Annotated in this window: 29 protein-coding genes; 6 read left to right on the top strand and 23 right to left on the bottom strand. The window is 54.1% G+C overall.

The window, feature by feature from the left end; all coding sequences use genetic code 11:
• Positions 1-137 precede the first annotated feature (137 nt).
• Together rpmF and NST29_RS12365 are read right to left on the bottom strand one after the other, a co-directional pair.
• Positions 138-311 carry a 50S ribosomal protein L32 gene (rpmF, locus tag NST29_RS12360; RefSeq protein ID WP_011230605.1) on the bottom strand — a complete coding sequence of 58 codons (174 nt, stop codon included), beginning with the start codon at positions 309-311 and terminating at the stop codon, positions 138-140.
• Positions 312-456: 145 nt separating this feature from the next.
• Positions 457-999 (bottom strand): YceD family protein, encoded by a 543-nt coding sequence (locus NST29_RS12365; RefSeq protein ID WP_033022186.1) that lies wholly within the window; start codon positions 997-999, stop codon positions 457-459.
• A gap of 585 nt (positions 1,000-1,584) precedes the next feature.
• Here NST29_RS12365 and NST29_RS12370 point away from each other — a divergent pair.
• Complete coding sequence (locus tag NST29_RS12370; RefSeq protein ID WP_033022185.1) at positions 1,585-2,805, top strand: nucleotidyltransferase; 1,221 nt, start codon at positions 1,585-1,587, stop codon at positions 2,803-2,805.
• Here the strand turns inward: NST29_RS12370 and NST29_RS12375 are convergent.
• Both NST29_RS12375 and NST29_RS12380 read right to left on the bottom strand, forming a co-directional pair.
• Positions 2,778-3,797: a SepM family pheromone-processing serine protease gene (locus NST29_RS12375; protein WP_033022183.1), complete on the bottom strand. Its 1,020-nt coding sequence runs from the start codon at positions 3,795-3,797 to the stop codon at positions 2,778-2,780. The two genes, NST29_RS12370 and NST29_RS12375, sit on opposite strands and share 28 nt — an antisense overlap.
• Positions 3,794-4,582, bottom strand: coding sequence for a patatin-like phospholipase family protein (locus tag NST29_RS12380; RefSeq protein ID WP_033022181.1), 789 nt, complete (start codon positions 4,580-4,582; stop codon positions 3,794-3,796). Before NST29_RS12380 ends, NST29_RS12375 begins: the two co-directional genes overlap by 4 nt.
• Before the next feature lie 133 nt (positions 4,583-4,715).
• On the opposite strand from NST29_RS12380, the gene ylbJ reads away from it, so the two are divergent.
• The gene (gene ylbJ, locus NST29_RS12385; RefSeq protein WP_033022176.1) at positions 4,716-5,948 is read left to right on the top strand and encodes a sporulation integral membrane protein YlbJ; all 1,233 of its coding nucleotides are present in this window, start codon (positions 4,716-4,718) and stop codon (positions 5,946-5,948) included.
• 275 nt (positions 5,949-6,223) lie between these two features.
• On the opposite strand, the gene coaD is transcribed toward ylbJ, so the two are convergent.
• The 3 genes from coaD to NST29_RS12400 are packed head-to-tail and all read right to left on the bottom strand — an operon-like array spanning position 6,224 to position 7,480.
• Positions 6,224-6,724, bottom strand: a complete 501-nt coding sequence (gene coaD, locus NST29_RS12390) for a pantetheine-phosphate adenylyltransferase (RefSeq protein WP_033022175.1) — start codon at positions 6,722-6,724, stop codon at positions 6,224-6,226.
• Positions 6,690-7,286, bottom strand: a complete 597-nt coding sequence (gene rsmD, locus NST29_RS12395) for a 16S rRNA (guanine(966)-N(2))-methyltransferase RsmD (protein WP_033022174.1) — start codon at positions 7,284-7,286, stop codon at positions 6,690-6,692. The genes coaD and rsmD overlap by 35 nt, the downstream gene beginning before the upstream one ends.
• 5 nt (positions 7,287-7,291) lie before the next feature.
• Positions 7,292-7,480, bottom strand: coding sequence for a hypothetical protein (locus NST29_RS12400; RefSeq protein ID WP_033022173.1), 189 nt, complete (start codon positions 7,478-7,480; stop codon positions 7,292-7,294).
• Between the two features lie 184 nt (positions 7,481-7,664).
• Here NST29_RS12400 and NST29_RS12405 point away from each other — a divergent pair, with 184 nt between their 5' ends.
• Positions 7,665-8,054, top strand: coding sequence for a hypothetical protein (locus tag NST29_RS12405; RefSeq protein ID WP_033022170.1), 390 nt, complete (start codon positions 7,665-7,667; stop codon positions 8,052-8,054).
• 396 nt (positions 8,055-8,450) lie between these two features.
• Here the strand turns inward: NST29_RS12405 and NST29_RS12410 are convergent, their stop codons facing one another.
• From NST29_RS12410 to NST29_RS12440, 7 genes are all read right to left on the bottom strand, one after another.
• Positions 8,451-8,720 (bottom strand): YlbG family protein, encoded by a 270-nt coding sequence (locus NST29_RS12410; protein WP_033022165.1) that lies wholly within the window; start codon positions 8,718-8,720, stop codon positions 8,451-8,453.
• Between the two features lie 18 nt (positions 8,721-8,738).
• Entirely contained in the window at positions 8,739-9,185 is a 447-nt protein-coding gene (locus NST29_RS12415; RefSeq protein WP_033022313.1) for a YlbF family regulator, read from the bottom strand.
• Between the two features lie 323 nt (positions 9,186-9,508).
• A complete protein-coding gene (locus NST29_RS12420; RefSeq protein ID WP_235207633.1) occupies positions 9,509-9,862 on the bottom strand; it encodes a hypothetical protein in 354 nt (117 codons plus the stop codon).
• Between the two features lie 109 nt (positions 9,863-9,971).
• Complete coding sequence (locus NST29_RS12425; protein ID WP_033022311.1) at positions 9,972-10,205, bottom strand: YlbE-like family protein; 234 nt, start codon at positions 10,203-10,205, stop codon at positions 9,972-9,974.
• 12 nt (positions 10,206-10,217) lie between these two features.
• Entirely contained in the window at positions 10,218-10,601 is a 384-nt protein-coding gene (locus tag NST29_RS12430) for a YlbD family protein (RefSeq protein WP_033022163.1), read from the bottom strand.
• Positions 10,602-10,681: 80 nt separating this feature from the next.
• Complete coding sequence (locus NST29_RS12435; protein WP_033022161.1) at positions 10,682-11,689, bottom strand: CAP domain-containing protein; 1,008 nt, start codon at positions 11,687-11,689, stop codon at positions 10,682-10,684.
• A 125-nt stretch (positions 11,690-11,814) separates the two neighbouring features.
• A complete protein-coding gene (locus NST29_RS12440; RefSeq protein WP_033022159.1) occupies positions 11,815-12,240 on the bottom strand; it encodes a CBS domain-containing protein in 426 nt (141 codons plus the stop codon).
• A gap of 272 nt (positions 12,241-12,512) precedes the next feature.
• Between NST29_RS12440 and NST29_RS12445 the strand changes: the two genes are divergently transcribed.
• Together NST29_RS12445 and NST29_RS12450 are read left to right on the top strand one after the other, a co-directional pair.
• Positions 12,513-12,635, top strand: a complete 123-nt coding sequence (locus tag NST29_RS12445) for a hypothetical protein (protein WP_268746099.1) — start codon at positions 12,513-12,515, stop codon at positions 12,633-12,635.
• A gap of 53 nt (positions 12,636-12,688) precedes the next feature.
• The gene (locus NST29_RS12450) at positions 12,689-13,048 is read left to right on the top strand and encodes a YugN family protein (protein ID WP_033022157.1); all 360 of its coding nucleotides are present in this window, start codon (positions 12,689-12,691) and stop codon (positions 13,046-13,048) included.
• A gap of 38 nt (positions 13,049-13,086) precedes the next feature.
• On the opposite strand, the gene NST29_RS12455 is transcribed toward NST29_RS12450, so the two are convergent.
• From NST29_RS12455 to cyoE, 8 genes are all read right to left on the bottom strand, one after another.
• A complete protein-coding gene (locus NST29_RS12455) occupies positions 13,087-13,380 on the bottom strand; it encodes an Asp23/Gls24 family envelope stress response protein (protein ID WP_033022155.1) in 294 nt (97 codons plus the stop codon).
• 73 nt (positions 13,381-13,453) lie between these two features.
• Entirely contained in the window at positions 13,454-13,909 is a 456-nt protein-coding gene (locus NST29_RS12460) for a DUF420 domain-containing protein (protein ID WP_033022152.1), read from the bottom strand.
• Between the two features lie 22 nt (positions 13,910-13,931).
• On the bottom strand, positions 13,932-14,831 hold the full coding sequence (gene ctaG, locus NST29_RS12465) for a cytochrome c oxidase assembly factor CtaG (protein WP_033022151.1): 900 nt from the start codon (positions 14,829-14,831) through the stop codon (positions 13,932-13,934).
• A 104-nt stretch (positions 14,832-14,935) separates the two neighbouring features.
• Positions 14,936-15,268, bottom strand: a complete 333-nt coding sequence (ctaF, locus tag NST29_RS12470; protein WP_033022149.1) for a cytochrome c oxidase subunit IVB — start codon at positions 15,266-15,268, stop codon at positions 14,936-14,938.
• 4 nt (positions 15,269-15,272) lie between these two features.
• A complete protein-coding gene (gene ctaE / locus NST29_RS12475) occupies positions 15,273-15,893 on the bottom strand; it encodes a cytochrome c oxidase subunit III (protein ID WP_033022147.1) in 621 nt (206 codons plus the stop codon).
• Complete coding sequence (ctaD, locus tag NST29_RS12480; RefSeq protein WP_033022145.1) at positions 15,893-17,764, bottom strand: cytochrome c oxidase subunit I; 1,872 nt, start codon at positions 17,762-17,764, stop codon at positions 15,893-15,895. The genes ctaE and ctaD overlap by 1 nt, the downstream gene beginning before the upstream one ends.
• 22 nt (positions 17,765-17,786) lie before the next feature.
• Complete coding sequence (gene coxB / locus NST29_RS12485; RefSeq protein ID WP_033022144.1) at positions 17,787-18,857, bottom strand: cytochrome c oxidase subunit II; 1,071 nt, start codon at positions 18,855-18,857, stop codon at positions 17,787-17,789.
• Positions 18,858-18,942: 85 nt separating this feature from the next.
• Positions 18,943-19,872 (bottom strand): heme o synthase, encoded by a 930-nt coding sequence (gene cyoE, locus NST29_RS12490; RefSeq protein WP_033022142.1) that lies wholly within the window; start codon positions 19,870-19,872, stop codon positions 18,943-18,945.
• Positions 19,873-20,260: 388 nt separating this feature from the next.
• Here cyoE and NST29_RS12495 point away from each other — a divergent pair, with 388 nt between their 5' ends.
• A complete protein-coding gene (locus NST29_RS12495; protein ID WP_033022140.1) occupies positions 20,261-21,214 on the top strand; it encodes a heme A synthase in 954 nt (317 codons plus the stop codon).
• Between the two features lie 164 nt (positions 21,215-21,378).
• Here NST29_RS12495 and pyc read toward each other — a convergent pair whose 3' ends face one another.
• A complete protein-coding gene (pyc, locus tag NST29_RS12500) occupies positions 21,379-24,822 on the bottom strand; it encodes a pyruvate carboxylase (protein WP_339232209.1) in 3,444 nt (1,147 codons plus the stop codon).
• Positions 24,823-24,838: the final 16 nt, after the last annotated feature.

Raw genomic sequence — 24,838 nt, forward strand, 5'->3', positions numbered from 1 at the left:
GTAGGGTTATGGTGACTTTATTATACCAAAAGAGGAACGGTTTTCTTATTTTTTTTTGCGAAAAAAAGGAGGGTGTCCGAAAAGCGAACGCTATGCGAACACTTTTGGGACACCCTCTTGTCGTCAGATGTCGGCCATTATTTGTTAACGACATCTCTTCCTTTGTACGTTCCGCATGCTTTGCAGACGCGGTGCGCCAATTTCCACTCACCGCAGTTTGGGCATTGCACCATGCCCGGCACTTGCAGCTTGAAGTGTGTACGGCGCAGCCGTTTTCTCGTTTTCGATGTTCTTCGAAAAGGTACTGCCATCGTTCCCACCTCCTTGTCGAGCGCATTCAGCATATCGATGCCAGCGGGCGGCCGCCCTTTCCGGACACCGCCTGCCGGCAAACAAGGCAGCTGCCGGACCGAAGCGCTCGCTTCCGGCGCCTTCAGCCGGCAAGGCCGCTCCTAATCATTTCTCCCGTTTTTCCTCAAAAAATTTCGCCAGCCCCGCCAAGCGGGGATCCACTTTGTTCGCCTCGCGCTCTTGCACGACTTTCTCCCATTCGTCCTCTGTGAGGACATCCCAGCCCTCTCCGTGCTGCGGCGCTCCATCAGCCGCCGGGCTGTCGGCGATGAGCTGCAATGGGATTTCCAGTAAAATGAGTTCACGGATAATCGGATGTAAGTCCACCGTATCTCCGGTCAACACATGGGTATCGTCATCCGTTTCCGCCAAACCGGCACCCTCGGCAAAAAACGTCTCCGTCGTCTCAATGGAAAACGGATAATGGACATCAACAAGCGTCCGCGAGCACGGCAGCACCATCGTCCCGGACAGCGTCAAATGAAACGTAAACTTTGTCGAAGCAACATCCGCTTTCCCTTGGACGCGCACCGGCGAAATGTCGCGAATCAATGTGTCGATTTGTTTCAAATCAGACACATCGATCGTCTCATCAACCACCATTTCCTTATGTTGGAAACGGCGAAGTTGTTGGACCGTCCATTTCATCAACTATCACCTCAAGGCAACGAATAAAATTATACGTTTCGTTTCTATTTTTGTCAATGTTTTTTCTTTACAACCATCGGTGTTGAAAGCCGATGGCGAAGGCAACAGCGGACGCGAACTCTCTCCGCTCGACACCTCTTGACCATCCTGCCCTTTTCGTTCGTCAACGAACATCGGCGGCGGAACCGGGACGCTTCCCTCCTCTTTCTTGACGCCCGCCAATCAGAGGCGCATAGTTCCATCATTTCCAAACGGCGCCCTCCCCATGCGCCCTAAAAGCCCGGCGAAAAAACGGCTGTTTTTCCACGGAGGCAAAAGGACAAAACCGTTGAACCGATGCCCTTGCATGCTTCATACTAAATGCATGGAGCGCCTCTTGCGAAAGGGGAGGACGGGCGTTGGAAGTCGCTTGCATGCTTTATACTAAATGCATGGAACCCCATGATGCGGTCTGACCGGACACGTCCGGCCTCGCATTTGTTTTATGTTCGCGACAGAAAAAAGGGGACAAATGAATACAGATGGCTCGCATTTGTTTCATGTTCGCGAAAGAAACTATCGCCTTGACGAAAAGGAGCGAAAACCGTGAAAGCCGTTGGCGTGATTGTGGAATACAACCCCTTTCATAACGGTCATCTTCACCATTTGCAAGAAACGAGACGAAAAACGAACGCGGATTGCTTGATCGCGGTCATGAGCGGAAATTTCCTGCAGCGAGGCGAACCGGCCATCGTCTCCAAATGGGCGCGGACGAAAATGGCGCTCGCTTCCGGCATCGATATCGTCATTGAGCTGCCGTACGCCTTCGCTGTCCAAGCGGCGGAACGGTTCGCCTCAGGCGCCGTTCGACTGCTCGCCGCCATCGGCTGCCGGGAACTTTGCTTCGGCAGCGAATCCGGGGACATTGCCGCGTTTTTATCGGCGGCCGACACATGGAGCGAGCAGCAGGAGCCATTCGATTCCCTCGTCCGCGCCGAGCTGGCGCGCGGACAAAGCTTTCCGAGAGCCGCGGCCGCGGCGTGGCAAGCGCTTGGCGCCGCTCCGCTCGATTTATCGAAGCCGAACAACGTGCTTGGCTTTGCCTACGTGAAAGCCATCCGGCAACACGCATTGCCGATGACGCCTCACACGATCCCAAGGCGCGCGGCCGGCTACCATGATGAATCGGTTTCCCACCCGTCGATCGCCAGCGCCACTAGCGTGCGAAAAATTTTGCGGCAAACCGGGCAGCTCGAAGCGGTCGCTGCGTACGTACCGGCCGCCGCGCTCGACCAGCTTCGCCAATATCAAGAGACGTACGGCCGCTTGCATGATTGGGAAATGTACTTTCCGCTGTTAAAATACCGGCTGCTGACGGCCACAGAAGCCGACTTGCGCCGCATCGCCGGAGTCGAAGAAGGAATTGAACATCGGCTGAAACAGCGCATCGCCGCGGCGGAAACGTTTGCCGCTTTCATCGCTGCGGTGAAAACGAAGCGCTACACGTGGACAAGGTTGCAGCGTCTGTGCACCCATGTGCTGACCCACTTCACCAAAGAAGCGCAAAGCGAGGCGGCCGACCCGACGTACATTCGGCTGCTAGGCATGAGCGAAACCGGTCGCCGCTACTTGCAGCAGGTGAAAAAACAGCTGGCGCTGCCGCTCGTTGCCAAAGCCGCGAAGCTCAACGGCGATCCGCTTTACGAGCAGGAAAAACGAGCGGCGGCCGCGTACGCCGCCGCTTTTCCCGAGCCGCTTGCGAGCCGTGCTTTTCGGGAAGAATACGCCACAGCGCCCATTTATTTTTCCGGCATGGAGCGCAAATAACGAATCGCATCATCAAACGTATCGACCGGGACGATTTTCATTTTCGTCCCGATTTGCTTCGCCGTCCGCAGCGCCTCGCGGTAATTGGATGCCGGTGCCCCATGTTCGTTGGGCGCGAAAAACACTTCAGCCCCTTCGCGGTCAGCGGCCACCACTTTTTGCGAAACACCGCCGATCGGGCCGACGTTTCCGTTCAGATCGATCGTTCCGGTGCCGGCGATTTTATGACCTTTCGTGATGTCTTCGGAAACGAGCTGATTGTAAATTTCCAACGAAAACATGAGCCCGGCCGACGGGCCGCCGATTTGTTCCGAATCGATCTGAACGGGCGGATCGGTACGGATGTCATACTCGGTCACCGGCATCACCCCAAGGCCGGCTTGATCGGGATGATCTGGAAACGGCCGTAAAGCAATCTCGGCTTCCCGCCGCTTCCCGCCGCGGATGAACGCGACACGAACGCGGTCGCCCGCCTTCTTTCCGCGGAGATAGCTGACCATTTGCTCCGATGTGGCGAGCGGTTTTCCGTCCAAAGCAACGATGAGGTCGCCGGTTTTCAAGCGCCCGGCGGCCGGCATATCGGAAAGAACGCTCATGACATAAGCGCCGCGCGGTTGATACGACACCGGTTTCCCAGCCTGCCGATAGGCGACGATGATCGCCGCTTCTTTCGCCTGTTCCATGAGCTCAAGCTGGCGCAGCGTATAGTCTTTGTCGCTCTCCCCTTCCTGCTTGATTTCCTCCGCCGGATACAGCTCATAAAACGGGCGGATATGGGCGAGCAAATACGATGCCACATTCGCCCGCCCCATCCGCACCGTCGTCAACATCAACGTGCCGGCATCGCGGTCACCGTGCTCAACGTGCACGAGCGGCCGTAAACTTTGCGCGCTTCCCGGCATCGTCACATAGTACGGCAATTTGATAAAAATGAGGAGAAAAGTAAGGACGACGCCAAGAACAAAAGCAACGATATACGTTCGTCTTTTCATCGTGACGATGGCTCCTTCCACTGTTCCATCGCTCGGCGGATCGCAGCGATTTGCTTGCGCGCTTCCTCTTCTCCGCGGGCGATGATTTCTTTGATGTCCGTAAACGCTTGGGAACTGTACGATTCAACACGCGGACGAATCATCACGTCCGAGGCAAGCTGGCGATGGATGACGAGTTCCGCTTGTAAAATATCTAAACTTTGCCAAATCACATCCGCGATCGACGTGATTTCGGCGTTCGTGTTCAGCGGAGCGACATCAACGGCGATGACAAGGTCGGCGCCCATCGCGCGGACGACCGACACCGGCACGCGGTCGACAACGCCGCCATCGACCAGCAGCCGACCGTTCATTTCCGCCGGCACAAAAATGCCGGGGATCGAAATGCTCGCCCGCACCGCACGCGCCGCTTCCCCTTCCCGAAACACGACCTTTTCCCCCGTCCGCAAGTCGGTGGCGACCACCGCCACAGGCGGCGAGAGCTCCTCAAGCCGCTTCCCTTTCGTCAGCAACCGAATGAACTGCGTAATTCGTTCCCCGGCGATCAACCCCATTTTCGGCACTGTCCAATCAAGAAAATCGTTGCGCCGAAACGATTGGGCGAGCCGATAAAGGCGATGAAGGCCGTGGCCGCTCGCGTACAACACAGCGACAAGCGCCCCGATGCTGCTGCCGGCCAGATAGGAAATCGGAATTTGTTCATCTTCCAACACGTTCAAAACCCCAAGGTGCGCAAACCCGCGCGCTCCCCCTGACCCAAGCGCTACGCCTATTTTCGGCGGCATACCTCCTCCCCCCTTTGCTGCCGCAGCATTCTCCGCTCCCATCTTATGGTCTAAAACGTCCCCCTATGCTCGTATATTAGGGTATATGAGGTTGTACCGCGCCAAGCTGCACGGCAAAAAAGGGGGGAGACCATTGAAACGAAACTGGGGAACAAAAGGGAAAACGGCGCTGCTCGCTTCCGCTGCCACCTTGTTCGCGTTTGCGCTCATTAGCTACCCGAAACAGTCGCTTGAGGCGTCCATCCGCGGCCTCACGATGTGGTGGGAAGTCGTGTTTCCATCGCTTTTGCCGTTTTTTATCGTCTCAGAGCTGCTCATCAGCTTTGGCGTCGTCAACTTTCTCGGCGTCTTGCTGGAGCCGCTCATGCGCCCGCTGTTCCGCGTCCCGGGAGTCGGCGGATTCGCTTGGGCGATGGGCATGGCGTCCGGTTACCCATCGGGGGCCAAGCTGACGGCGCGGTTATACCAAGAAAAGCAGCTGTCCACCATTGAGGCGGAGCGGCTCTCTTCGTTTACCAATTCATCGAATCCGCTGTTCATTTTCGGCGCAGTGTCAGCCGGATTTTTCCACAACCCGCAGCTTGGCTTCGTGCTGGCCGCCTCGCATTACTTAGGAAACATCACCGTCGGGCTGATCATGCGTTTTCACGGCATCCGAAAGGAGCGGGGGCAGCCAAAAAGCAGACGCCGGCCGTTCTCGCTGCCGTATGCCTTGCGGACGCTGCACCGCACGCGGGTGAAAAACGAACAGCCGCTTGGCAAACTGCTTGGTGATGCGGTGCGCTCGTCTGTGCAAACGCTGTTGATGATCGGCGGTTTTATTATTCTCTTTTCCGTTGTCAATCAACTGTTGAACGTTATGCATTTCACCGAGCAGCTCGCTCCGCTCGTCCGCCGTCTGCTTCACCTCGTCCAGCTGCCGGAAAAGCTCGATATTCCGGTGTTTTCCGGCCTGTTTGAAATTACGCTCGGCAGCCAGATGATCAGCGAAACCGACGGGGCGACATTGTTGGAAAAAGCGGTGGCGGTCAGCTTCATTCTCGCGTTCGGCGGATTTTCCGTTCAAGCGCAGGTCGCGAGCATTTTAGCCGAAGCGAACATTCGCTTTCAGCCGTTTTTGGTCGCCCGCCTGCTGCACGGGTTCTTTGCTGCTATCTTTACATATGCGCTTTGGCAGCCGCTGTATGTCGAGACAGCGACTGGCGAGTCGGGCCACATTCCAGCGTTTTTCCATATGTTAGCCTCCGCTCGTCCAGAGGAACACTTAGGGCTGATGCCATACGGGCCGCTGATCACCATGCTGTTCCTTTGCCTGTATATATGGCTGACGGCCAAAGCGGCCAGCGAACGGCCCCGCCGTTCCTAAATCCGCGAGACGCCCGCGCTGCTCTTGACCGCCTCCCTCGCCCGCTGCCGGCCCGGCCGGGCGAGGGGCGGGGTTGTCCGTCATCGCTGTGGCCCGTCGGCAAGAAAACAGGCTGTGTTGATTGGGGGCGTGATCGCTGGCCGTCATCGCTATGGCCCGTCGGCAAGAAAACAAGCTGTGTTGATTTAGGACGTGATCGCTGGCCGTCATCGCTATAGCCCGTCGGCAAGAAAACAAGCTGTGTTGATTTAGGACGTGATCGCTGGCCGTCATCGCTATGGCCCGTCGGCAGCCAGCGAAGCAAATTTCTTTTTGAGCGCCTGCTCGACAACCGGCGGCACCAGTTCGGAAATATCGCCGTTGTATTTGGCCACTTCCTTGACGATGCTGGAACTTAAAAACGCGTACTGGCTGTTGGTCATCATAAAAAACGTTTCAATGTTTTCGTCAAGAACGCGGTTCATGGACGTGATCTGCATTTCGTACTCAAAATCAGATACCGCGCGCAAACCGCGCAAGATGGCATTCGCTTTTTTGCTGCGGGCGTAATCAATCAGCAAGCCATGAAACGATTCGACATGGACGTTTGGGAGCGACTGCGTCACCGCGCGCAACAGTTCGATCCGCTCCTCAACGGTAAACAGCGGCTTTTTCGCCGAGTTGTTCAGCACCGCGACGTACACTTGGTCAAACACTCTCGCCCCGCGTTTAATAATATCCAAATGTCCGTAAGTCACCGGATCAAAACTCCCTGGACAAACGGCAATGCTCGCCATCGGTTTCGTCTCCTTTCCACCTGTAAATCGTCACACCGGTGATGCCGTATGTTTCCTGCTTCCATTGCACCAAGCCGTCGGCTGTTTCCGGCAAGCGCGCTTTTGCCGAATGCTCAGCAACGACGACGCCGCCAGGCTCCAACAACCGGCAACCGGCAAGCGCGGACAGAAGCGCTGGCCACTGGTTCTCTTTATACGGCGGGTCGAGAAAAATGACGGAAAACCGGAGGCCGCGTTTCGCCACCGCCTTCAGCGCTCGCTCGGCATCGTTGCAGTAAATTTCCGCCTGCTTCTCAAGCCCGCAGGCCGCGACGTTTTTTCGCACCGTCTGCACCGCTTTCCGATCGTGATCAACGAAAATGACGCGATCGAGCCCGCGGCTGAGCGCCTCGATGCCCAAACCGCCGCTGCCAGCGAACAAATCGAGACCGATGCCGCCGGAAAAATACGGGCCGATGATGTTAAAGATGGCCTCTTTCACTTTATCTGTCGTCGGCCGTGTCGACATTCCTGGAACCGCTTGCAGTTTCCTTCCTTTGCACGTTCCGGAAATGACTCTCATCGCCTTCACCCATTCTTGGTCGTTTCCATCTCATCGCACGCAAAATCGATTCGTTGTAATCTTACCATAAAGTTGAGAAACGTCAAACTGAAGAATTTTTTCGCCCGCGAATGTATAGAAACGAGCGAACGGGCCATAATGAGTAATGGCAACATCATCGTTGCCAGTGACGGAGAAGACTTACGTTTCCCCATAAGTTCTTCCTCCGGTTTCTCCTCTCCCTTTTCTTTATTCTTTCCGTTTCTTGTTCCGCCCTGCGCGGAGGCAAGAAACTGGAAAGGACCTTGCGGAACGGTTCCGCAAGGTTTTTTTTATTGCAATCGCGGCCAAGAGCCGGTAAAGTTAAGAATGGACGATGGTTGCAAGGGGGAACAAGCAATGATCCAACGATTCATTGAACTTGGTGAAGGGTATTCCGATATATATGAACTGATCGAGCTGGCGCGCGCGAACCGTCATCGCGTCTCCGGCTTTTTCGCTTTCCATACGGTGAAACAAGGACGGGCCGTCGTTTCCTTGGCCGTTGTCCTGCATCCGACCGACCCCGGCGACTTCCAGCCGCTTTACATTTGCCGCGAAGGCATTCCCGACCCGGCTGTCAAGCCAAACAAACGGTATGAGCTGTTTGCCGAAACGGCCCAAGCGCTCGGTATGAACGTGATTCATCTCGACGTCAAGCCATCGACATGGTTTGCCGAACGCGATTTGTATTATCAACATTTGATCGGCATCATGCGCCTAAACCGCTTTATTCCCCCGCTTCAATAACGGGAACGAACGAGAGCGAAAACGAGCGGTTCCGCTTGCTCGATCAGTGAACGTGTGGCGAGCAGCACCGGTGCGACCAATTTTTTGATTGGAGAAATAGTGCTGGCAAACAGCCGGTTTCTTTCCATCGTCAGCGCTTGAGGGGAAACAAGCTTTCCGCCCCCGCCGCAGCGCGATCGGCCATGGCAAAAAAGAGGAGGGAGTTCCCCAAAAAAAGCCGGAACTCCCTCTTTTCGATACGTACTGGCATTCGACCGCCTGTAATCGAAGTGATTGAAAACCGGCGGCTTTTCCCGCTGTCGTCCTCATTTTGCAAGTCAGCGAACATTTCGACCGTTTTCGTCCTCATTCCGCCGCGATTTCCCCACCCGGGCGCGTTACGTGCCCTCTTTTCGTTCAGCCAAGCGGATAGGGGGAATCTTTCTCTTTCTCTCCTTTTGATTCGAATTCTAGCTTTAAAAACGGGCGGTACGATGGCTCCACCCGTTTGACAAACGGAAGCGCGGCGAGCTTTTTCATGACATAGTCCGCTTGCTCCATGTCGCAGTATAAGACGGCATACTTCAGCCGCTTGGAGATGTAATGAATGTTACCAAACTTGCGCAGCTGTTTTCCGTGTTTCAGCGAATGAAGCCAAACAATAATGCCTTGCCGTTGTGGAAACATAGTCCCTTCCCCTTTTTTCTATGTGCGGCAGCCGCAGCCTCCACCGCTTCGGCAGCCGCCGGAACAACCTGCCGACAAAAAGTACGGATTTCCGGTCGGCACTTTCACATGCTCCGATACCGCTTTGCCGATCAGCACGCTGATTTCATCAAGCAGCTGTTGCAGCGCCTTCTCCGCCTGTTTAAAAGCGGCGACGGTTTCGTGCAAATCCAGCTCCCGTTTCGCTTCGCGCACTGCTTTCATGATTGGGCGATAATCAGGGTGGTATTTGCCGAAGCGCTGCACGTCCTCATACTGCTCTTTGAGCTGAACAAATCGGGAAATCAGCTCTTGGGCGCGGCGGTCCTGCTTCAACCGCCAAAATGCGCGGCGGTATTCCTCGGCCAGTTCGGACTCGACAATCATTTTCGCTAACCCTTCTGCTTTATCTAGAATCTCGATGCGCTCGAGAGTCGCAATTCTCACCAACATGGCACCTCCATACGTTCATCATACCATGAATAAAACGAAAAGGAAAAGGAAAGAGAAGGAGGGAAAACGAAAAAGGGCGTCCCGCGCTGTGGAACGCCCTTTTCACTAGGAGGCTGGTGATTTCGTGCAAAATGCTGCTGATTCCATCCATTTCCCAATGAGAGAAACTTTGCAGAACCAGCTTTCTTTTTTGAATGAACATGACACCGATTGGTGTGCGACAACGGTTTTTCACCGGCCTTCTAGGTGATCATGCGCGCATGGCAGAAGCGGCTCAGCCGGCGCTCGACCGTAACAGCCGGTTTCTTCAATCCTTACTACGGAATCGAAACGTCAAATTCGTGCCCCACGCCGGCCGTTCTCCCATCGTTATAGACAAACTCCAGACGAATATGATGGGTTCCGCTCGGCAAGCCGCGTACAACAAAGGCGGCTGTATACACTTGGGTTACTTTTTGCCCATTGACATACACATCGACATGCCCGCCGCCGCTCCCTTGGCGAAACGGAAAGCGGGGAGCGAAACATTCGATGAACACGTCGCTTCCTTTCACCTCATGGTTGACGTGCAGCGGCGCATCCGCCCGTTCGGCATGAGCAGGCACCAGCGCCCAGAAGGCGAAGACAACGAACAGCATGGCTCCAGCCAACGATTTGAGCCGTTTCGGCAAAGATATCACTCCCTTTCTGACTCATAGTCTTTGCCGCCGACGGCCCAATTAGTCGCGTATGGCATCCAACCTGTTTCTCATTATGTTGGCTGTGAGTCGGAAGAAGCCATTAGTCGCGCATAGCTTTAAACACTTGCCACATCAGCGAAGCCATTTGCAGCGACTGGGAAAATTTTTTCACCTTGTCCGGGATCGTCAATTCATAATGACGCAACGCCGCCAGCTGGAACGCGGCCAGCTCATGCGGACGGCGGGCAAGAATCCGGTACCAGCGCGGCTGTTCACGCAAAAATGCTCGCAACATCGGCTGTCCTTGCACATATTGCCATACGTCTTTTCTCATCGCCACCATCCTTCAATCCTTCCGAAAGGAAAACGGATGTTCATCTTTGTTTGGGCGCTGCTGGCTGGCCCCTTGGAATTCGGAAAGAATGCTTTGAATGGCCCCAATCGCCTGCTGGACGTTCGCCAAATGTTTCTGCACTTCAGCGGCGTCCATCTGTCCAAGCATGGCAGCCAGCTTGTCGAGCCACTTGCTCGCCCCTTTTTCCCCTTCGTGCCGTTTGCCGTCCCTTTCCCGGTAAGGCTCCCATATCTCATCGTCCTCGCCGAACAAGTACCAGTCCTCATACACTTGCTTCCACGTTTTTTTGCCGCTGCGCACCTCTTGGATGAGTTTCGGATGTTTTTTTACAAACTGCTTAAACTGTTCAACGGATGGGTGCAAAGGCTTGGCCATGGTCGCTCTCATCCCTTTCCTCCACTCTTGCCTATCTGCCATATCATATCGTGCCTCACAGGCGAGGGTGCGCCCAATTTTCAACGCGGCGTAAAGAAATTTTGCGTGTAATAATCGCCGTAAACGCCGACGCCGAGATGCGTAAACTCCCGATTCATCATTATTTCCCGATGTTTTTCGCTATTCAACCAACCGATGGCCACCTCAACGCCGTCCACTTGGTGAGCGGCGATGTTTTCTCCAGCCACCCGAAACGGAATGTGAAGCGCCTGCAACCGCTCCGATAAATCACCGTACCGCGGCGATTTATGGGAAAAAAACTGATGATCATGCATATCGCGGCTGTGCTTCGCTGCGGCCGCCGCCGCGTCGTCATCCCAAGCGAGAACAGACAGCTGATGGCGGCGGCGAAAGAGATTCGTCCAGTCAAAAATTTGCTTCGCATTGCCGGCATCAACCATCCGCTGCTGTTCTTCCGAAAGGGTAGGAACATCAGGTAGATGCCCGCGATAAACGAGCTCGTACGGCCGCAACTTGACAAACGTTTCCGCGTCCATTAAACGCACGGCCGCCACTTGGTCAGTGAAGCGGTCTACGTACAGCTGGGCATAGACGGCACCGACTTTCACCACCGGCCTTGTCGAATAATCTTGCTCCGACAGTTCGAATCGATACGTTCCGCTCGGGAGCTGAATTTTAATATTGGATAGAACCGGCATCGTTTGAAAAATCGTCTGCAGGCGCTGGCCGACCGCAAACGGCTCAACGTTCACTCGTTCCCCACCGGCCAAGATGGTGACGACTTTTCCGCGAGCAACACCGACCTGTACATAGGAGTCGAGATGACGCCTGTACACCCACCATTCATATCCATAGGCGGATGGATCGACGCGATCAGGCCGACCGAGCTGTTGGTTCACCGCCTGTACTGGCTGGCCGATCAATGTCACTAAGCCGGCTGTCGCCTTCGGTTCTTTCAACATATGCCCATTGATTTCCGGCTGCCCCGGGGGGCTTGGGGGCGGCGGACTCGGCGTGAAAAAGTACAATCCGATGAACAAGAGCAAAAAAAGGAACATCCATTTCACCCAGCAACTCCCGCTTTCTGCACAGTTTTCTTACTGTCATTATAGCGGTTTTGCGAAAGCAAAAAAAAGAGGGCGGCCCAAAACGCCCCTTTCTTTGCGAAAAAAGCGGCACAAGCTCCGGCGTCCTACGGATGGCGGGCCGGTTCGGAAATGTCGCTTAACGCGCGGCCAGCCCGTTCATCGGAATAACGATTCACCGCCAAATCGCCGAGGGAAACCATCCCGACCAACCGGCCATTCTCAACGACCGGGAGGCGGCGAATTTGATGGTGCGCCATCAGATCGGCCGCCGCCTGCACGGAATCATCGGGAGAAACCGCCGTAATATCGCGGCTCATCACTTCCGTCACCGCTGTCGAGCCCGGATGCTTTTCCGCGATGCCGCGCACGACGAGGTCGCGGTCCGTAATCATTCCGACAAGCCGCCCCTCATCAACGATCGGAATGGCCCCGATATCGAAATCGCGCATCTTTACCGCCGCTTCATACATATTGTCAAGCGGGGTGCAATACTGCACATCCGTCGACATAATATCCCGCACCGTTTGCATGATTTTCCTCCTTTCTGTGAAAATGCCGCACTGACGCGGATGTTCATCCTCGGGTAGAGGGCAAAACGTTGCCCATGGATCTTTTCCGTAAAAACGCCGCACTAGCGCGTAATTTTTATCCACGGGTCGAGGGCAGGGTTCGCTGCCCATGGAACTTCTCTGCGAAAATCCCGTCAGCAAACGGTCACTTTCATCCCCGAGTCGATGTTACATCGCTCCCCATGAAAATTCCGAACTGAGCCGGATGTTCATCCCCAGTGGAGGGCAAACCATTGCCCATGGAACTTTTCCGTTCTATATTGTGCGCTTCGGCGCGGGAAAAAATGCAAGACGAAACGGCAACGGCGGCAAACAATTCGTTGAAAAACAAACCGTTTTCGTACTATTATAAATGAGAGGATCATTTCTTTTTGGCGCTTTCCATACTGCGTTGTTAGGAGGAAGAAGCATGAAATTTGAAAATAGCGGACTGGAAAATCAGACGGTTGAACTGTCCCGCCTTGATGACATTATGGAGCGCCTCGGCTTTGTGCGCGCGGGGCAATGGGACTACGAGCGGGTTACATACGACCGCAAATACGTTGTGAAAGAAGGGACGTACTATTTGCGCGTCCAAGGGTACGCCATCGAAGGCGACGTTGATTCGCGTTATGCGCTCATCAAATTGCTCACACCGATTTTAGGCAAACATTACTATCCGCACGGCGTCGAGTATGGCGAAGATGAACATTTTCCGTCTTCCCTCGTCAACCAGTGTCAAAAGGCATTGGCCCAAGTCAAAAGCGAAATCGAGAAGATCAAAGAGTAAGGAAAAAACGCATGAGACGTTTGCGCTCATGCGTTTTTTCACGGCATGGCGAGCCGTTTGACCACCACATCAACCGCCTCCGCTACATACGGGGTCATCGCCGCGATTTCCTCGGCAATTTGTCGCTGCAACTGGCGGCAAACGGCCATCACCGGCGCTCCGTAGTGCAAAGACAGCTTCACAAGCACGCGGCACCGTCCATCTTGTCCTGCTATGACAAGCGCTTCACAGTCGTCAAGAACGACATCGCGTTGCTCCTGCACACACATCATCACAATCATCAGCAACGTCGCCTCCACGGCGCTCCGCCTCCGGTATCGGAACGTATTCACCGCTCTCCCCCCGCTCTGCATTCTCTGTTTATGTTATGCTATGCAGCGCGGCCGGCCGGCGTCATTCGGCCGGCTAAAAACCTAAAATCGCCTTGAGGAGCGACGTCGTCTGTCCGCCCGGGTAAAGCACGTAAAGAAGCCAATAAACGACGACCCCGGTCGAGGCGCTGCCGAACCAAATGATGCTCGTAACCGGCCCTAAGCGGCGGTGGCGACCCCGTTGATCCTTCAGCCCTGTCCAAATGGTCACAAGGCCAAACACCGCCCCTACGGTCGCTAAAACGATGTGAAAAACGAGAAATACCGTGTAATACACTTTCACCGTTTCCGGTCCGCCAAAACTCGTATTGCCAATAAACAACGTCCGCGACATGTAGATCGTGAAAAACAGGAGGGCGAACACCGCCGCGGTCAGCATCACTTTTTTATGCGCCTCGACCCGCCGGCGGCTGATTAAATACCAGCCGTAAGCAACAAGAAGGGCGCTGATCACAATGCAGCTTGTACTGATCGTCGGTAAAACAGCCATCGTTTCTCTCCCTTTCCTCTGATCATTGGGTCGGTTTAAGCTCCATATCCAAGTTCGGCTCTTTCTCCCGCTCCTTCCGATACCAGTCACTGAAGATGAAAAATAGCATCGTTCCGTACACAATCTCTTGAATGATTTTCATCAGCACACCGCCAAGCTGCTGATCATGAAGCGGCGACATCGATAAAAACATTTGCGGTCCAGTCAAATCAAGCGAAGCCAACGTCCCTTGAGGAACGCATAGAGCCAGTGCCGCCATCCATGCTTTCGGATCGGTATACGTCGCATAAAGCGGCGCATCGGCAAAAATAATGAGCGCACAAGCCGGCGTCAGCAGCATGCCGTCAGCGAAAATGTAGCCCATTTTTTTTAATCCGGACAGCGTCTGCCAATCGGGCAGCTTGTTGACGAGCGGCCACCACATGCAAAACGCGGCAATGAAAATCACGGAGGTCACCAACGCGTGCAACCACATATTCGTTTTCACCCCGTCAAAAATGAACGGAACGTGATAAAGAGAAAACAAGCCGTTAAACAGCAGCAGCGCTACAATCGGCTTTGTCAACAGCCGAAATACGCGGCGCACGGCCGCAACGCGGAAAACTCGCTCATACAGCGGCCCCGGAATGCCTAAGATGAAGCATTGCGGCACGATCAAATACAACACGGCCATTTGCACCATGTGGGCGGTGAACGTCAAATGACCGAGCAAATCGAGCGGAGAGCCTTTGCATACGTAAAGGAGAGCGATCCCTGTAAAAAAATACACTTTTTGCTTACGAGGGACAGGAACGTCAAAGCCCAACCGCTTCCGCCACCGTCCGGTCATTCCGGCATACAACAGCGCGACCACCGCCAAGCTAAGGAAAAAGAACGGGCTCCAAAGAGCAACGGGGCCAAACATTTGCAGCGATGAAAACATACAAATCCCCTCCTCACTGTCCTTCCCCATTATACTACACGGAGCGGTGACAGTGTTATTGCAAAAAAAGGGGAAATCGGCAATCCCCGATCCCCCTTTGCTTTTTACCACCAAATCACAGTTGTAAACGCCCAAACAAGTAAAAGCATCACCGCTACACCGCCGTAAATAAACATGGCCGGAAACTCGTGGCCTTTATGGCTCATATGCATGAAATAATACAGCTGGAAAGCGACTTGCACGGCGGCCAAAAGCAAAATAAACGGAACGACAAACCAATGGGAAAACTCTTCGTACCCAACGGCAGCGAAAGCGACCAGCGTCAGCAAAATCATCAACACAAAGGCGATCATTTGATGACGCATCTCTTCCGCGTTTTTCCGGCGACGGTACGCGAGATCGACGCGTTCATTTCCAGAGTTCGTTTGGTTCGCCATACGTTCACCCCACCATTCCCATCAAGTATACAACGGTAAAAATGAACACCCAGACGACGTCGATAAAGTGCCAGTACAAGCTCGCGACGTAAAACTTCGGGGCGTTGTATAAATCAAGCCCACGCTTGGCATTGCGAATCATGAGCGTCAAAATCCAAAGCAGCCCGAACGCGACGTGGCTTCCGTGCGTGCCGACGAGCGTGTAAAACGAGGACGCGAAGGCGCTCGTCGTAAATTTATGGCCTTCATGTACGTATTCCGTAAACTCATAAATCTCTAAGCCCAAAAACCCGGCGCCAAGCAGCACGGTAATGCCAAACCAAAGCTGCATTTTTTTAAAGTCAAAATTTTTCATATGATAGATGGCATACACGCTCGTCAAGCTGCTCGTTAACAGAAGCATCGTCGCCATAAAGACGACCGGCATTTGAAACAGCTCTTCCGCCGAAGGGCCGCCGTTCGTTTTGTCTTTGAGCGCCAAATAGGTGGCGAAGAGAGAGGCGAACAGCACCGTCTCCCCGCCTAAAAAGAGCCAAAAGCCGAGAAATTTATTTTTCCCTTCAAGCGTGGCGCGCTCCGGCGCGGCCGGGAACGTCTCGGCCGTCAGTTTTTCTTCCACGTGCATCAGGCGTTCGCCTCCTTCTTCTCAAGTTCGAGCACTTCCTCTTTATGAATGTGGAAGCCGTGATCATCGATCACTGAGCGCAAGAACATCGAACCGAACGTAATGAGCAAGCCGAGAATGCCGACCGGCAATCCCCATTGGGCATCGTTATGATACGTGAAGCCAAAGGCGGCGACAAACAAACCGAACGCCGTGACAAACGGCAAAAACGACGAATTCGGCATATGGATATCGCCAAGCGGTTCAGCTGGCGTCAGCTCTTTTTTGCCTTCCATTTTTTCGATCCAGAAGGCATCCAACCCGCGGACGAGCGGGGTTTGCGCGAAGTTGTACACCGGCGGCGGCGAAGCGATCGCCCATTCGAGCGTGCGGCCGTCGCCCCACGCGTCGCCCGCCACTTTTTCCCCTTTTGCCGTCGTGATCACGATGTTAATGAGCAAGATGACCGTAGCGGCCGCCATAAAGAACGCCCCGATCGTGCTGACAAGGTTGCCTGTCTCCCAGCCTTGGTTCGGCAAGTACGTGAACACGCGGCGCGGCATCCCCGTCAGCCCGAGGAAATGCTGGATGAAAAACGTCAGATGGAACCCGATAAAGAACAACCAGAACGAGATTTTACCGAGCGTTTCATTGAGCATGCGGCCAAACATTTTCGGCCACCAATAATGCGCACCCGCGAGCAAAGCAAACACAACCCCGCCAACGATGACGTAATGGAAGTGGGCGACGACGAAATAGCTGTCATGATACTGATAGTCGGCCGCCGCCGCCGATAACATGACCCCTGTCACTCCGCCCATAACGAATGATGGAATGAAAGCAACCGCATAATACATCGGCGTTGTGAATTTGATACTTCCGCCCCACATCGTAAACAGCCAGTTGAAAATTTTCACCCCTGTCGGCACGGCGATCGCCATCGTCGCGACGGCAAAGATGGCGTTCGCGACCGGCCCCATCCCGACGGTGAACATGTGGTGCGCCCATACCATAAACCCGAAAAAGGCGATCAGTACAGTGGCAAACACCATCGATGAATAGCCGAACAGCCGCTTGCGTGAAAACGTCGCAAAAATCTCTGAAAAAATACCAAAACTAGGCAATATCAAAATATATACTTCAGGATGTCCAAAAATCCAGAACAAATGCTCCCAAATGATCGTATTGCCGCCAGCGGCCGGATTGAAAAAGTTGCCGCCAAACAGCCGATCCATCATCATGAAAATCAAGCCGACCGTCAACGGTGGAAACGCAAACAAGATGAGCGCCGACGTCACAAACGTCGCCCATGTGAACATCGGCATGCGCATAAACGTCATGCCTGGGGCGCGCATATTGATGATCGTCACCAAAAAGTTTACCGCCCCCATAATCGTTCCAAACCCAGAAATTTGCAGACCAAGCGTATAAAAATCAATGCCGTGGTGCGCCTTCGAAGCAAGCGACAGCGACGCGTACGACGTCCAGCCGGCATCAGGCGCCCCGCCTAAAAACCACGAACAGTTTAGGAACAACCCGCCGAAAAAGAACATCCAAAAGCCAAGCGCGTTCAAATACGGGAACGCCACATCGCGCGCGCCGATTTGCAGCGGCACGACCGCGTTCATAAAGGCGAACAGAAGCGGCATGGCAGCCAAGAAAATCATCGTCGTTCCATGCATCGTCAGCACTTCGTTATACAGCCCACCGACGAGGAAATCGTTGTTTGGCTTCGCGAGCTGAATGCGGATGAACAACGCCTCAAGGCCGCCGAGCAGGAAGAACAGACCGCCAGCAATTAAATATAGATGGGCGATTTTCTTATGATCCACCGTCGTCAGGTAATCCCATAAAACGGCGCCAACACCCTTTTTGCGAGTGATCGTGCTCACAGTGAAACCTCCCTTTACCCCTTTATTCGACTTTTAAGCTCATCAAATATTTTGCCAATGCGTCAATTTGCTCTTCCGTCAAGTGTCCGTATGTACCTGACATTTTGTTTCCTGGCTTGACGCGTGCAGGATTTCGCAGCCATTTTTTCAAGTTTTCTTCGTTGTGTTCCAAAATGCCGGCAATCCGTTCGCGATCGCCGAAGTTCGCCAAGTTGGGCGCTGTGCGAGCTTGCGCAGGACGTTTATCCAAAGGCGTCACCGCATGGCAGCCGATACAGCTTTTGTTGAAAATCGCTTCCCCTTGTTTGGCGACCGGATCAGTCACAACCGGCTTTTTCGCGTTTTGCATTTTCTTCACCCAAGCGTCAAACTGATCGCGCGGCAGCGGACGCACTTTAAAATCCATCAACGCATGGGACGGACCGCAAAGTTCCGCGCATTTGCCGTAAAAGATGCCGCCCGCTTTGTCTGTCGCTTTTTGGTCAAAAACGAGCCAAAATTGGTTTTTGTTGTCGGTGTTTGTGTCCATTTTGCCGCCGACCGCTGGAATCCAGAACGAGTGCTTGACATCCGACGCACTCAAGTTAAAATACACTTTTTCATTCGTCGGCACGACTAAGTCTTGGCTTGTAATGATGCCATAATCCGGGTATTCAAATTCCCACCAATACAAATTGGCACGCACGTTGACAACAACGGCATCTTTATCGCGTTTTTTCACATTCATCGCTTTGACATCAGCCAGCTTAAAAGTTGCCAACACTGTAGGCACTGCTAAAATTAGCAAGAGAATAATCGGAATGACAGTCCAAATAATTTCTAACTTATGGCTTCCTTCCACTTGCTTCGGAATTTTATTTTCTTCCCCTTTGCGACGCCGGAAACGGATGACGACATAAACGAAGATAATCGCTACAACGATAATGACGAGCACCATAATCGACGTGCTCAACAGCATGAGCGAATACTGCATGTCCGCCACTTCACCGGCAGGCTGAAGCGTCGATAAAAACGGCTTGCCACAGCCGGCGAGCAACAGCGCCATCATCCCGAACAAGGAAAATAAGCGCCAGTTACGCAGCCCCTTCTTCATAGCTTCACCAAACCCCTCTTTCATTGATCTTTGATGTGGAGAAATGTATATCAATTCTTTCATTAGAGAAAGAATTTGACCCTGTTCACCAAAGCGTGGCGATCACCATGGCCACAAACAAAATCGTCAAATAGTTGAGCGAATAGACGAACATCCACTTCGCCCATTTCAAATCGTCTTCCATCTTAAAGCCGGCAAGCCCAAGCAGCAGCCAACCGATGTTTAACAGCGTCGCCACGGTTAAAAACGGGACGCCTAGCGAAAACAAATAGAACGGAAGCGGCAGCAAACACGCTACCCAAACGACAATTTGCCGCTTCGTGATGGCAAAGCCGTGGACGACCGGCAGCATCGGAATGCCAGCAGCGCGGTATTCCTCGCACCGCTTCATCGCCAGCGCCAAAAAGTGAGGCGGCTGCCATAAAAACATGATGAAAAATAAGACGAGCGGAACGACATGAAAATTCGGATCGACCGCCGTCCAGCCAATCACTGGAGGAACGGCGCCGGAAATGCTGCCGACGATCGTGTTGACCGTGTAATGGCGCTTTGTCCAAAGCGTGTACAAAAACACGTACGTCACCATACCGATCAATCCCACGATCGCCGCCGTAACCGTTGTCATCAGCAAACTCATTTCGCCGATGAAAACGAGCGCGATCCCCGCCCAAAGCACGCGCCGTGCATCCATCGTCCCGGTCACGGTCGGCCTCGTTTTCGTCCGCTCCATATAGCGGTCGATATCGCGATCAATATAGTTGTTGATGGCGCATGAACCGGCGATGACAAGCGCCGCCCCAAACAGCGCAAAAAAGACAAGATGCAAGTTTTCCAAAAAATGCTCTCCCGTAAAATAAAACGCCAGCCACATCCCGGCGAACGTTGTAATCAAATTGGAATTCACGATCCCGATTTTGACAACCGACGACAACTCTCTCCAAACGGCCTTCACACTTGCCTCTGAACGATGCCCGACATCGTTCACTGTCTGATGTACCGCTTTCAAATCAGCCATGTTCCTAGTTCCTCCTCGCCGCGCCGCCTCGTCCCTACGGCGCCGTTATCCTGCTTGGCCGGCGATGCCTCCGAACAGCCAAAGCACGCGATTAGCACATACTGCTTCTCTTTATATTAAATCACATTTTCTTTTCATCATGTGAACTTTTTTTAAATAATTTGTGTCAAATTTTTGAATCAGCGGACACCAAGCGGCGCTTTCGCTTGTCCCATTAATATTTCTAGCAAACTTATTCAACTTATTCAATACGAAAACGTCATTTTGTGTTTCTTGGCGCCATCGTGTAAAATAGATTTGGCTTCGCAGCCCGGTTGGCTGTGGTAAAATCCATTACTTTACTAATATGGACAAAATCCCAATTTCTCAATACAAGAAGGTGAAGATTTTGCAACGTTCACTAAAATGGTTTGCCTCGGCAACGACGTTGGCGATGCTGTTTGTCCTGATCGGCGGCGCGCTTGTGACCAAAACGGGATCCGGGATGGGCTGCGGCCGGTCGTGGCCGCTGTGCAACGGCCAATGGGTGCCGGACCGCGTGACGCCTGAACTCATCATTGAGCTGAGCCATCGGCTCGTCTCCGGACTGGCCGGCATCATGGTGCTCATCCTTTCCATCTGGACGTGGAGAGCCATTGGCCATGTGCGGGAGACGAAGTTTTTGGCCGTCCTATCGTTCGCCTTTCTCGTTTTGCAAGGGCTGATCGGCGCCGCCGCGGTCGTGTGGGGGCAGTCCGATTTCGTCCTCGCCTTGCATTTCGGCATTTCGCTCATTTCGTTCGCCGCTGTGCTGTTGCTGACATTGCTGATTTTTGAAATCGACAACATGTTTTCTGCCACTTCGCTTTCCCTTGACGGCCAAATGCGGTTTCATATTTACGGCATCATCATTTATTCGTATATCGTCGTCTACACCGGGGCGCTGGTGCGTCATACGAACGCCAGCCTCGCCTGTCCGAGCTGGCCGCTGTGCACGAAAACGCGCATCCTTCCGGTTCAATTTCATGAATGGGTGCAGATGGGTCATCGGTTGGCCGCCGCCGTCATCATTATTTGGATCGCCGCGGCCGCGATCCATGCTGTGCGCCATTATCGCGGGCAGCCGGTCATCTACTACGGGTGGCTGATCGCCCTCTGTCTCGTGCTTGCGCAAATGACGACTGGCGCGCTTGTCGTGTTTACGCAGCTGAATTTATACGTTGCCTTGGCGCATGCCTTTTTCATTTCCTGCCTGTTCGGCGTGCTCAGCTATTTATTGCTTTTGGCGCTCCGCACTCGCCGCAAGCCGGCAAAAGCCGCCGACCATTCAGCGCGGGAAGCGGCGCCGGTGACGTTGAAATGACGTTCGTCCGTCCGCAAACCAAAAGGGGCTGACCGAAAAGGTATCTGCCTTCAAGATCGGCACAACCGATCGTGCGGCAGAAGCAGTCAGCACGTATAGAGAGCAACGAAAGAGGGTGTCCCGATCCGTTTGGGACACCCTCTTTTTGCGCGCGATGAACAGTTTCATTTGGACAGCTCGATCAGCAAATCCCCCGCTTGAATGGCGTCGCCGCTTTTGACGTAAATGTCTTTGACAACGCCGGCAAACGGCGCCTGCACCGTCGTTTCCATCTTCATCGCTTCCGTGACCATTAAATGGTCGCCTTTATCCACTTTTTCACCTTTTTCCACGAGCACCTTCACGACCGTGCCCGGCATGGTGGCGGCGATGTGGTTCGGATTCGTCCGATCGGCCTTGATGCGCTCAGCGACGGCCGCCTTGATGCTTTCATCGCGGATGATGACTTCGCGCGGCTGGCCGTTCAGCTCAAAGTAAACGACGCGCGTCCCGTCCGCCTGCGGCTGGCCGATCGACACGAGCTTGACGATGAGCGTTTTGCCGCGCTCGATCTCCACTTCGATCTCTTCGCCAAGGCGCATGCCATACAGGAACGTTGGCGTATCGAGCACCGAAATGTCGCCGTATTTTTCCACCGTTTCGGCATATTCCAAAAACACTTTCGGATACAGCGCGTAGGCGATGGCGTCAAAGTCGGTCACTTCGCGGCCGAGTTTGTCGTACAGCTCCCGCTTGATTTGCTCGAAATCCACCGGCTCGAGCAGCTCGCCCGGACGAACGGTGATCGGCTCCCGCCCTTTCAAAATAATGCGCTGCAGCTCTTTCGGGAATCCGCCGTGCGGCTGGCCTAAATAGCCTTCGAAAAACTCGACGACCGAGTCCGGGAAATTGAGCGTTTCGCCGCGTTCAAAAATGTCTTGCTCCGTCAAGTTGTTTTGCACCATGTAAAGCGCCATGTCGCCGACGACTTTCGATGACGGCGTCACTTTGACGATATCGCCGAACAAGTCGTTGACGCGGCGGTACATTTCTCTCACTTCATCCCAGCGATCGCCGAGGCCGACCGCTTTTGCCTGCTGCTGCAGGTTGCTGTACTGGCCGCCTGGCATCTCATGCATGTATACTTCCGTATGCGGGGCGTTCATGCCGCTTTCAAACTCTTGGTAAAACTTGCGCACGTCTTCCCAATAGCGGGCCAACTGCTCCAAGCCGTAACTATCGACCTCCGGCGCCCGCTCCGTTCCTTCAAGCGCATAGTAGAGCGTATTGGCGCTCGGCTGTGACGTCAAGCCGGCCATCGAGCTGACGGCGACATCGACGATATCGACGCCGGCTTCGATCGCTTTCGCGTACGTATATATGCCGTTGCCGCTCGTGTCATGCGTATGCAAATGGATCGGAATGTCGACCGTTTCCTTGAGCGCGGAAATGAGCACGTACGCCGCCTGCGGCTTCAAGAGCCCGGCCATATCTTTAATGCCTAACATGTGCGCGCCGGCTTGCTCGAGCTCTTTCGCCAACGCTTTGTAATACTCCAAATTGTACTTCGGCCGGTTCGGGTCCAAAATATCGCCCGTATAGCAAATCGTCGCCTCAGCGATTTTGCCGCTTTGCCGGACGGCATCGATCGCCACCGTCATGCCTTTCACCCAGTTTAAGCTGTCGAAAATGCGGAACACATCGATGCCGGCCTGCGCCGATTTTTCCACAAACTCGCGGATGACGTTGTCCGGATAGTTTTTATACCCGACGGCGTTGGCCGAGCGGAGCAGCATTTGGAACAGCACGTTCGGGATGCGCTCGCGCAGCTTGAGCAGCCGATCCCATGGATCCTCTTTCAAAAAGCGGTACGCCACGTCGAACGTCGCCCCGCCCCACATTTCAAGCGAAAACAAGTTCGGCAACAGTCGGGCAGTCGGTTCGGCAATTCGGACTAAATCGATCGTGCGGACGCGCGTCGCGAGCAGCGACTGATGCGCATCGCGGAACGTCGTATCGGTGAGCAATACGCGCGGCTGCTCTTGAATCCAGCGAACAAGCCCTTCAGGTCCGCGCTCATCCAAAATTTGCTTCGTCCCAGCTGGGATCGGCTCCGTTTGGCTCACCTTCGGCACGCGCGGCTTGTCAAACACCGGCTTTTTCTTTTTGCCGATGCCCGGGAAGCCGTTGACCGTCACCGTGCCGATGTACGTCAGCATTTTCGTCCCGCGGTCTTTTCGGCGCGGGAATACAAACAATTCCGGCGTCGTATCGATAAATGACGTATCGTATTCCCCGGACAAAAACTTCGGATGCTGCACGACGTTTTCCAAAAACGGAATGTTCGTTTTAATGCCGCGAATGCGGAATTCGCGCAAGTTGCGCAGCATTTTTCTCGCCGCCTGCTCAAACGTCAACGCCCATGTCGACACTTTGACGAGCAGCGAATCGTAATACGGCGTAATGACCGCCCCTTGGAAGCCGTTGCCGGCGTCCAAGCGCACGCCGAAGCCCCCGCCGGAACGATACGCCATAATTTTTCCCGTATCCGGCATAAAGTTGTTGAGCGGATCTTCGGTCGTTACCCGCGATTGAATGGCATAACCGTTGACGCGGATGTCTTCCTGCTTTGGAATGCCGACGTCCGGGCTGTGAAGCGAAAAGCCGTCGGCGATTAAAAGTTGCGACTGTACGATGTCAATCCCGGTGATCATTTCGGTGATCGTATGCTCAACTTGAATGCGCGGATTGACTTCGATGAAATAAAATTCATCGCCGGAGACGAGAAACTCGACCGTGCCGGCGTTGACGTAGCCGACGCTTCTCATCAGCTGCACCGCCGCCTCGCAAATGCGCTCGCGCAGCTCGTCCGACAACGAGACGCTCGGCGCGACCTCGACGACTTTTTGATGGCGGCGCTGCACCGAGCAGTCGCGTTCATAAAGGTGGACGATGTTTCCTTCGTGGTCGCCCAAAATTTGCACTTCAATGTGCTTCGGCTTTTCGATCAGCTTTTCAACGTAGACGTCATCGCTGCCAAACGCTGCTCTCGCCTCTGATTTGGCGCGATCGAACGCTTCCTTCAACTCCGCCTTCGAGCGAACGATGCGCATGCCGCGCCCGCCACCGCCAAGCGCTGCTTTAATGATGATCGGGTATCCATGCGTCTCGGCAAAGCGAACGACATCCTCAAGGCTGCCGACCGGTCCGTCGCTGCCCGGGATGACGGGAATGCCCGCCTTCATGGCGGCATGGCGCGCCTTCACTTTATCGCCGAACATATCTAAATGCTCTTCGTTCGGACCGATGAAAATGAGCCCTTCCTCGCGGCATCGTTTGGCAAATTGAATGTTTTCCGACAAAAACCCGTATCCCGGGTGGATGGCGTCGACATCGTGAGCTTTGGCGATCTCGATGATGCCTTCGATGTCCAAGTACGCTTCGATCGGCTTTTTCCCCTCGCCGACCAAATACGCTTCATCCGCTTTGTAGCGATGATACGATCCCGCGTCTTCTTTCGAATAAATCGCCACCGTGCGAATATCGAGCTCCGTGCAAGCGCGAAACACGCGAATGGCGATCTCGCCGCGGTTGGCCACCAGCACTTTACGAATTCGTCTCGTTCTCATTTTGCCCCTCCTCTCC

Origin of the sequence: Geobacillus sp. FSL W8-0026 (assembly GCF_037966255.1) — a bacterium.
In the GTDB taxonomy this organism is placed as follows: Bacteria; Bacillota; Bacilli; order Bacillales; family Anoxybacillaceae; genus Geobacillus; species Geobacillus icigianus.

Excerpts from the sequence above, each read along its gene's own strand:
- coxB (WP_033022144.1), bottom strand. The coding sequence starts at position 18,857 with ATGAAGAAGGGGCTGCGTAACTGGCGCTTATTTTCCTTGTTCGGGATG.
- NST29_RS12440 (WP_033022159.1), bottom strand. The coding sequence starts at position 12,240 with ATGCAAACGGTGCGGGATATTATGTCGACGGATGTGCAGTATTGCACC.
- NST29_RS12365 (WP_033022186.1), bottom strand. The coding sequence starts at position 999 with ATGAAATGGACGGTCCAACAACTTCGCCGTTTCCAACATAAGGAAATG.
- NST29_RS12380 (WP_033022181.1), bottom strand. The coding sequence starts at position 4,582 with ATGCCGCCGAAAATAGGCGTAGCGCTTGGGTCAGGGGGAGCGCGCGGG.
- NST29_RS12450 (WP_033022157.1), top strand. The coding sequence starts at position 12,689 with ATGAAATTTGAAAATAGCGGACTGGAAAATCAGACGGTTGAACTGTCC.
- NST29_RS12375 (WP_033022183.1), bottom strand. The coding sequence starts at position 3,797 with ATGAAAAGACGAACGTATATCGTTGCTTTTGTTCTTGGCGTCGTCCTT.
- ctaE (WP_033022147.1), bottom strand. The coding sequence starts at position 15,893 with ATGCACGTGGAAGAAAAACTGACGGCCGAGACGTTCCCGGCCGCGCCG.
- rpmF (WP_011230605.1), bottom strand. The coding sequence starts at position 311 with ATGGCAGTACCTTTTCGAAGAACATCGAAAACGAGAAAACGGCTGCGC.
- NST29_RS12425 (WP_033022311.1), bottom strand. The coding sequence starts at position 10,205 with ATGAGAAAAGACGTATGGCAATATGTGCAAGGACAGCCGATGTTGCGA.
- NST29_RS12460 (WP_033022152.1), bottom strand. The coding sequence starts at position 13,909 with ATGGCTGTTTTACCGACGATCAGTACAAGCTGCATTGTGATCAGCGCC.
- NST29_RS12400 (WP_033022173.1), bottom strand. The coding sequence starts at position 7,480 with ATGGGGAAACGTAAGTCTTCTCCGTCACTGGCAACGATGATGTTGCCA.
- pyc (WP_339232209.1), bottom strand. The coding sequence starts at position 24,822 with ATGAGAACGAGACGAATTCGTAAAGTGCTGGTGGCCAACCGCGGCGAG.
- ctaG (WP_033022151.1), bottom strand. The coding sequence starts at position 14,831 with ATGTTTTCATCGCTGCAAATGTTTGGCCCCGTTGCTCTTTGGAGCCCG.
- NST29_RS12405 (WP_033022170.1), top strand. The coding sequence starts at position 7,665 with ATGATCCAACGATTCATTGAACTTGGTGAAGGGTATTCCGATATATAT.
- rsmD (WP_033022174.1), bottom strand. The coding sequence starts at position 7,286 with ATGAGAGTCATTTCCGGAACGTGCAAAGGAAGGAAACTGCAAGCGGTT.
- ctaF (WP_033022149.1), bottom strand. The coding sequence starts at position 15,268 with ATGGCGAACCAAACGAACTCTGGAAATGAACGCGTCGATCTCGCGTAC.
- NST29_RS12430 (WP_033022163.1), bottom strand. The coding sequence starts at position 10,601 with ATGGCCAAGCCTTTGCACCCATCCGTTGAACAGTTTAAGCAGTTTGTA.
- cyoE (WP_033022142.1), bottom strand. The coding sequence starts at position 19,872 with ATGGCTGATTTGAAAGCGGTACATCAGACAGTGAACGATGTCGGGCAT.
- coaD (WP_033022175.1), bottom strand. The coding sequence starts at position 6,724 with ATGGCGAGCATTGCCGTTTGTCCAGGGAGTTTTGATCCGGTGACTTAC.
- NST29_RS12410 (WP_033022165.1), bottom strand. The coding sequence starts at position 8,720 with ATGTTTCCACAACGGCAAGGCATTATTGTTTGGCTTCATTCGCTGAAA.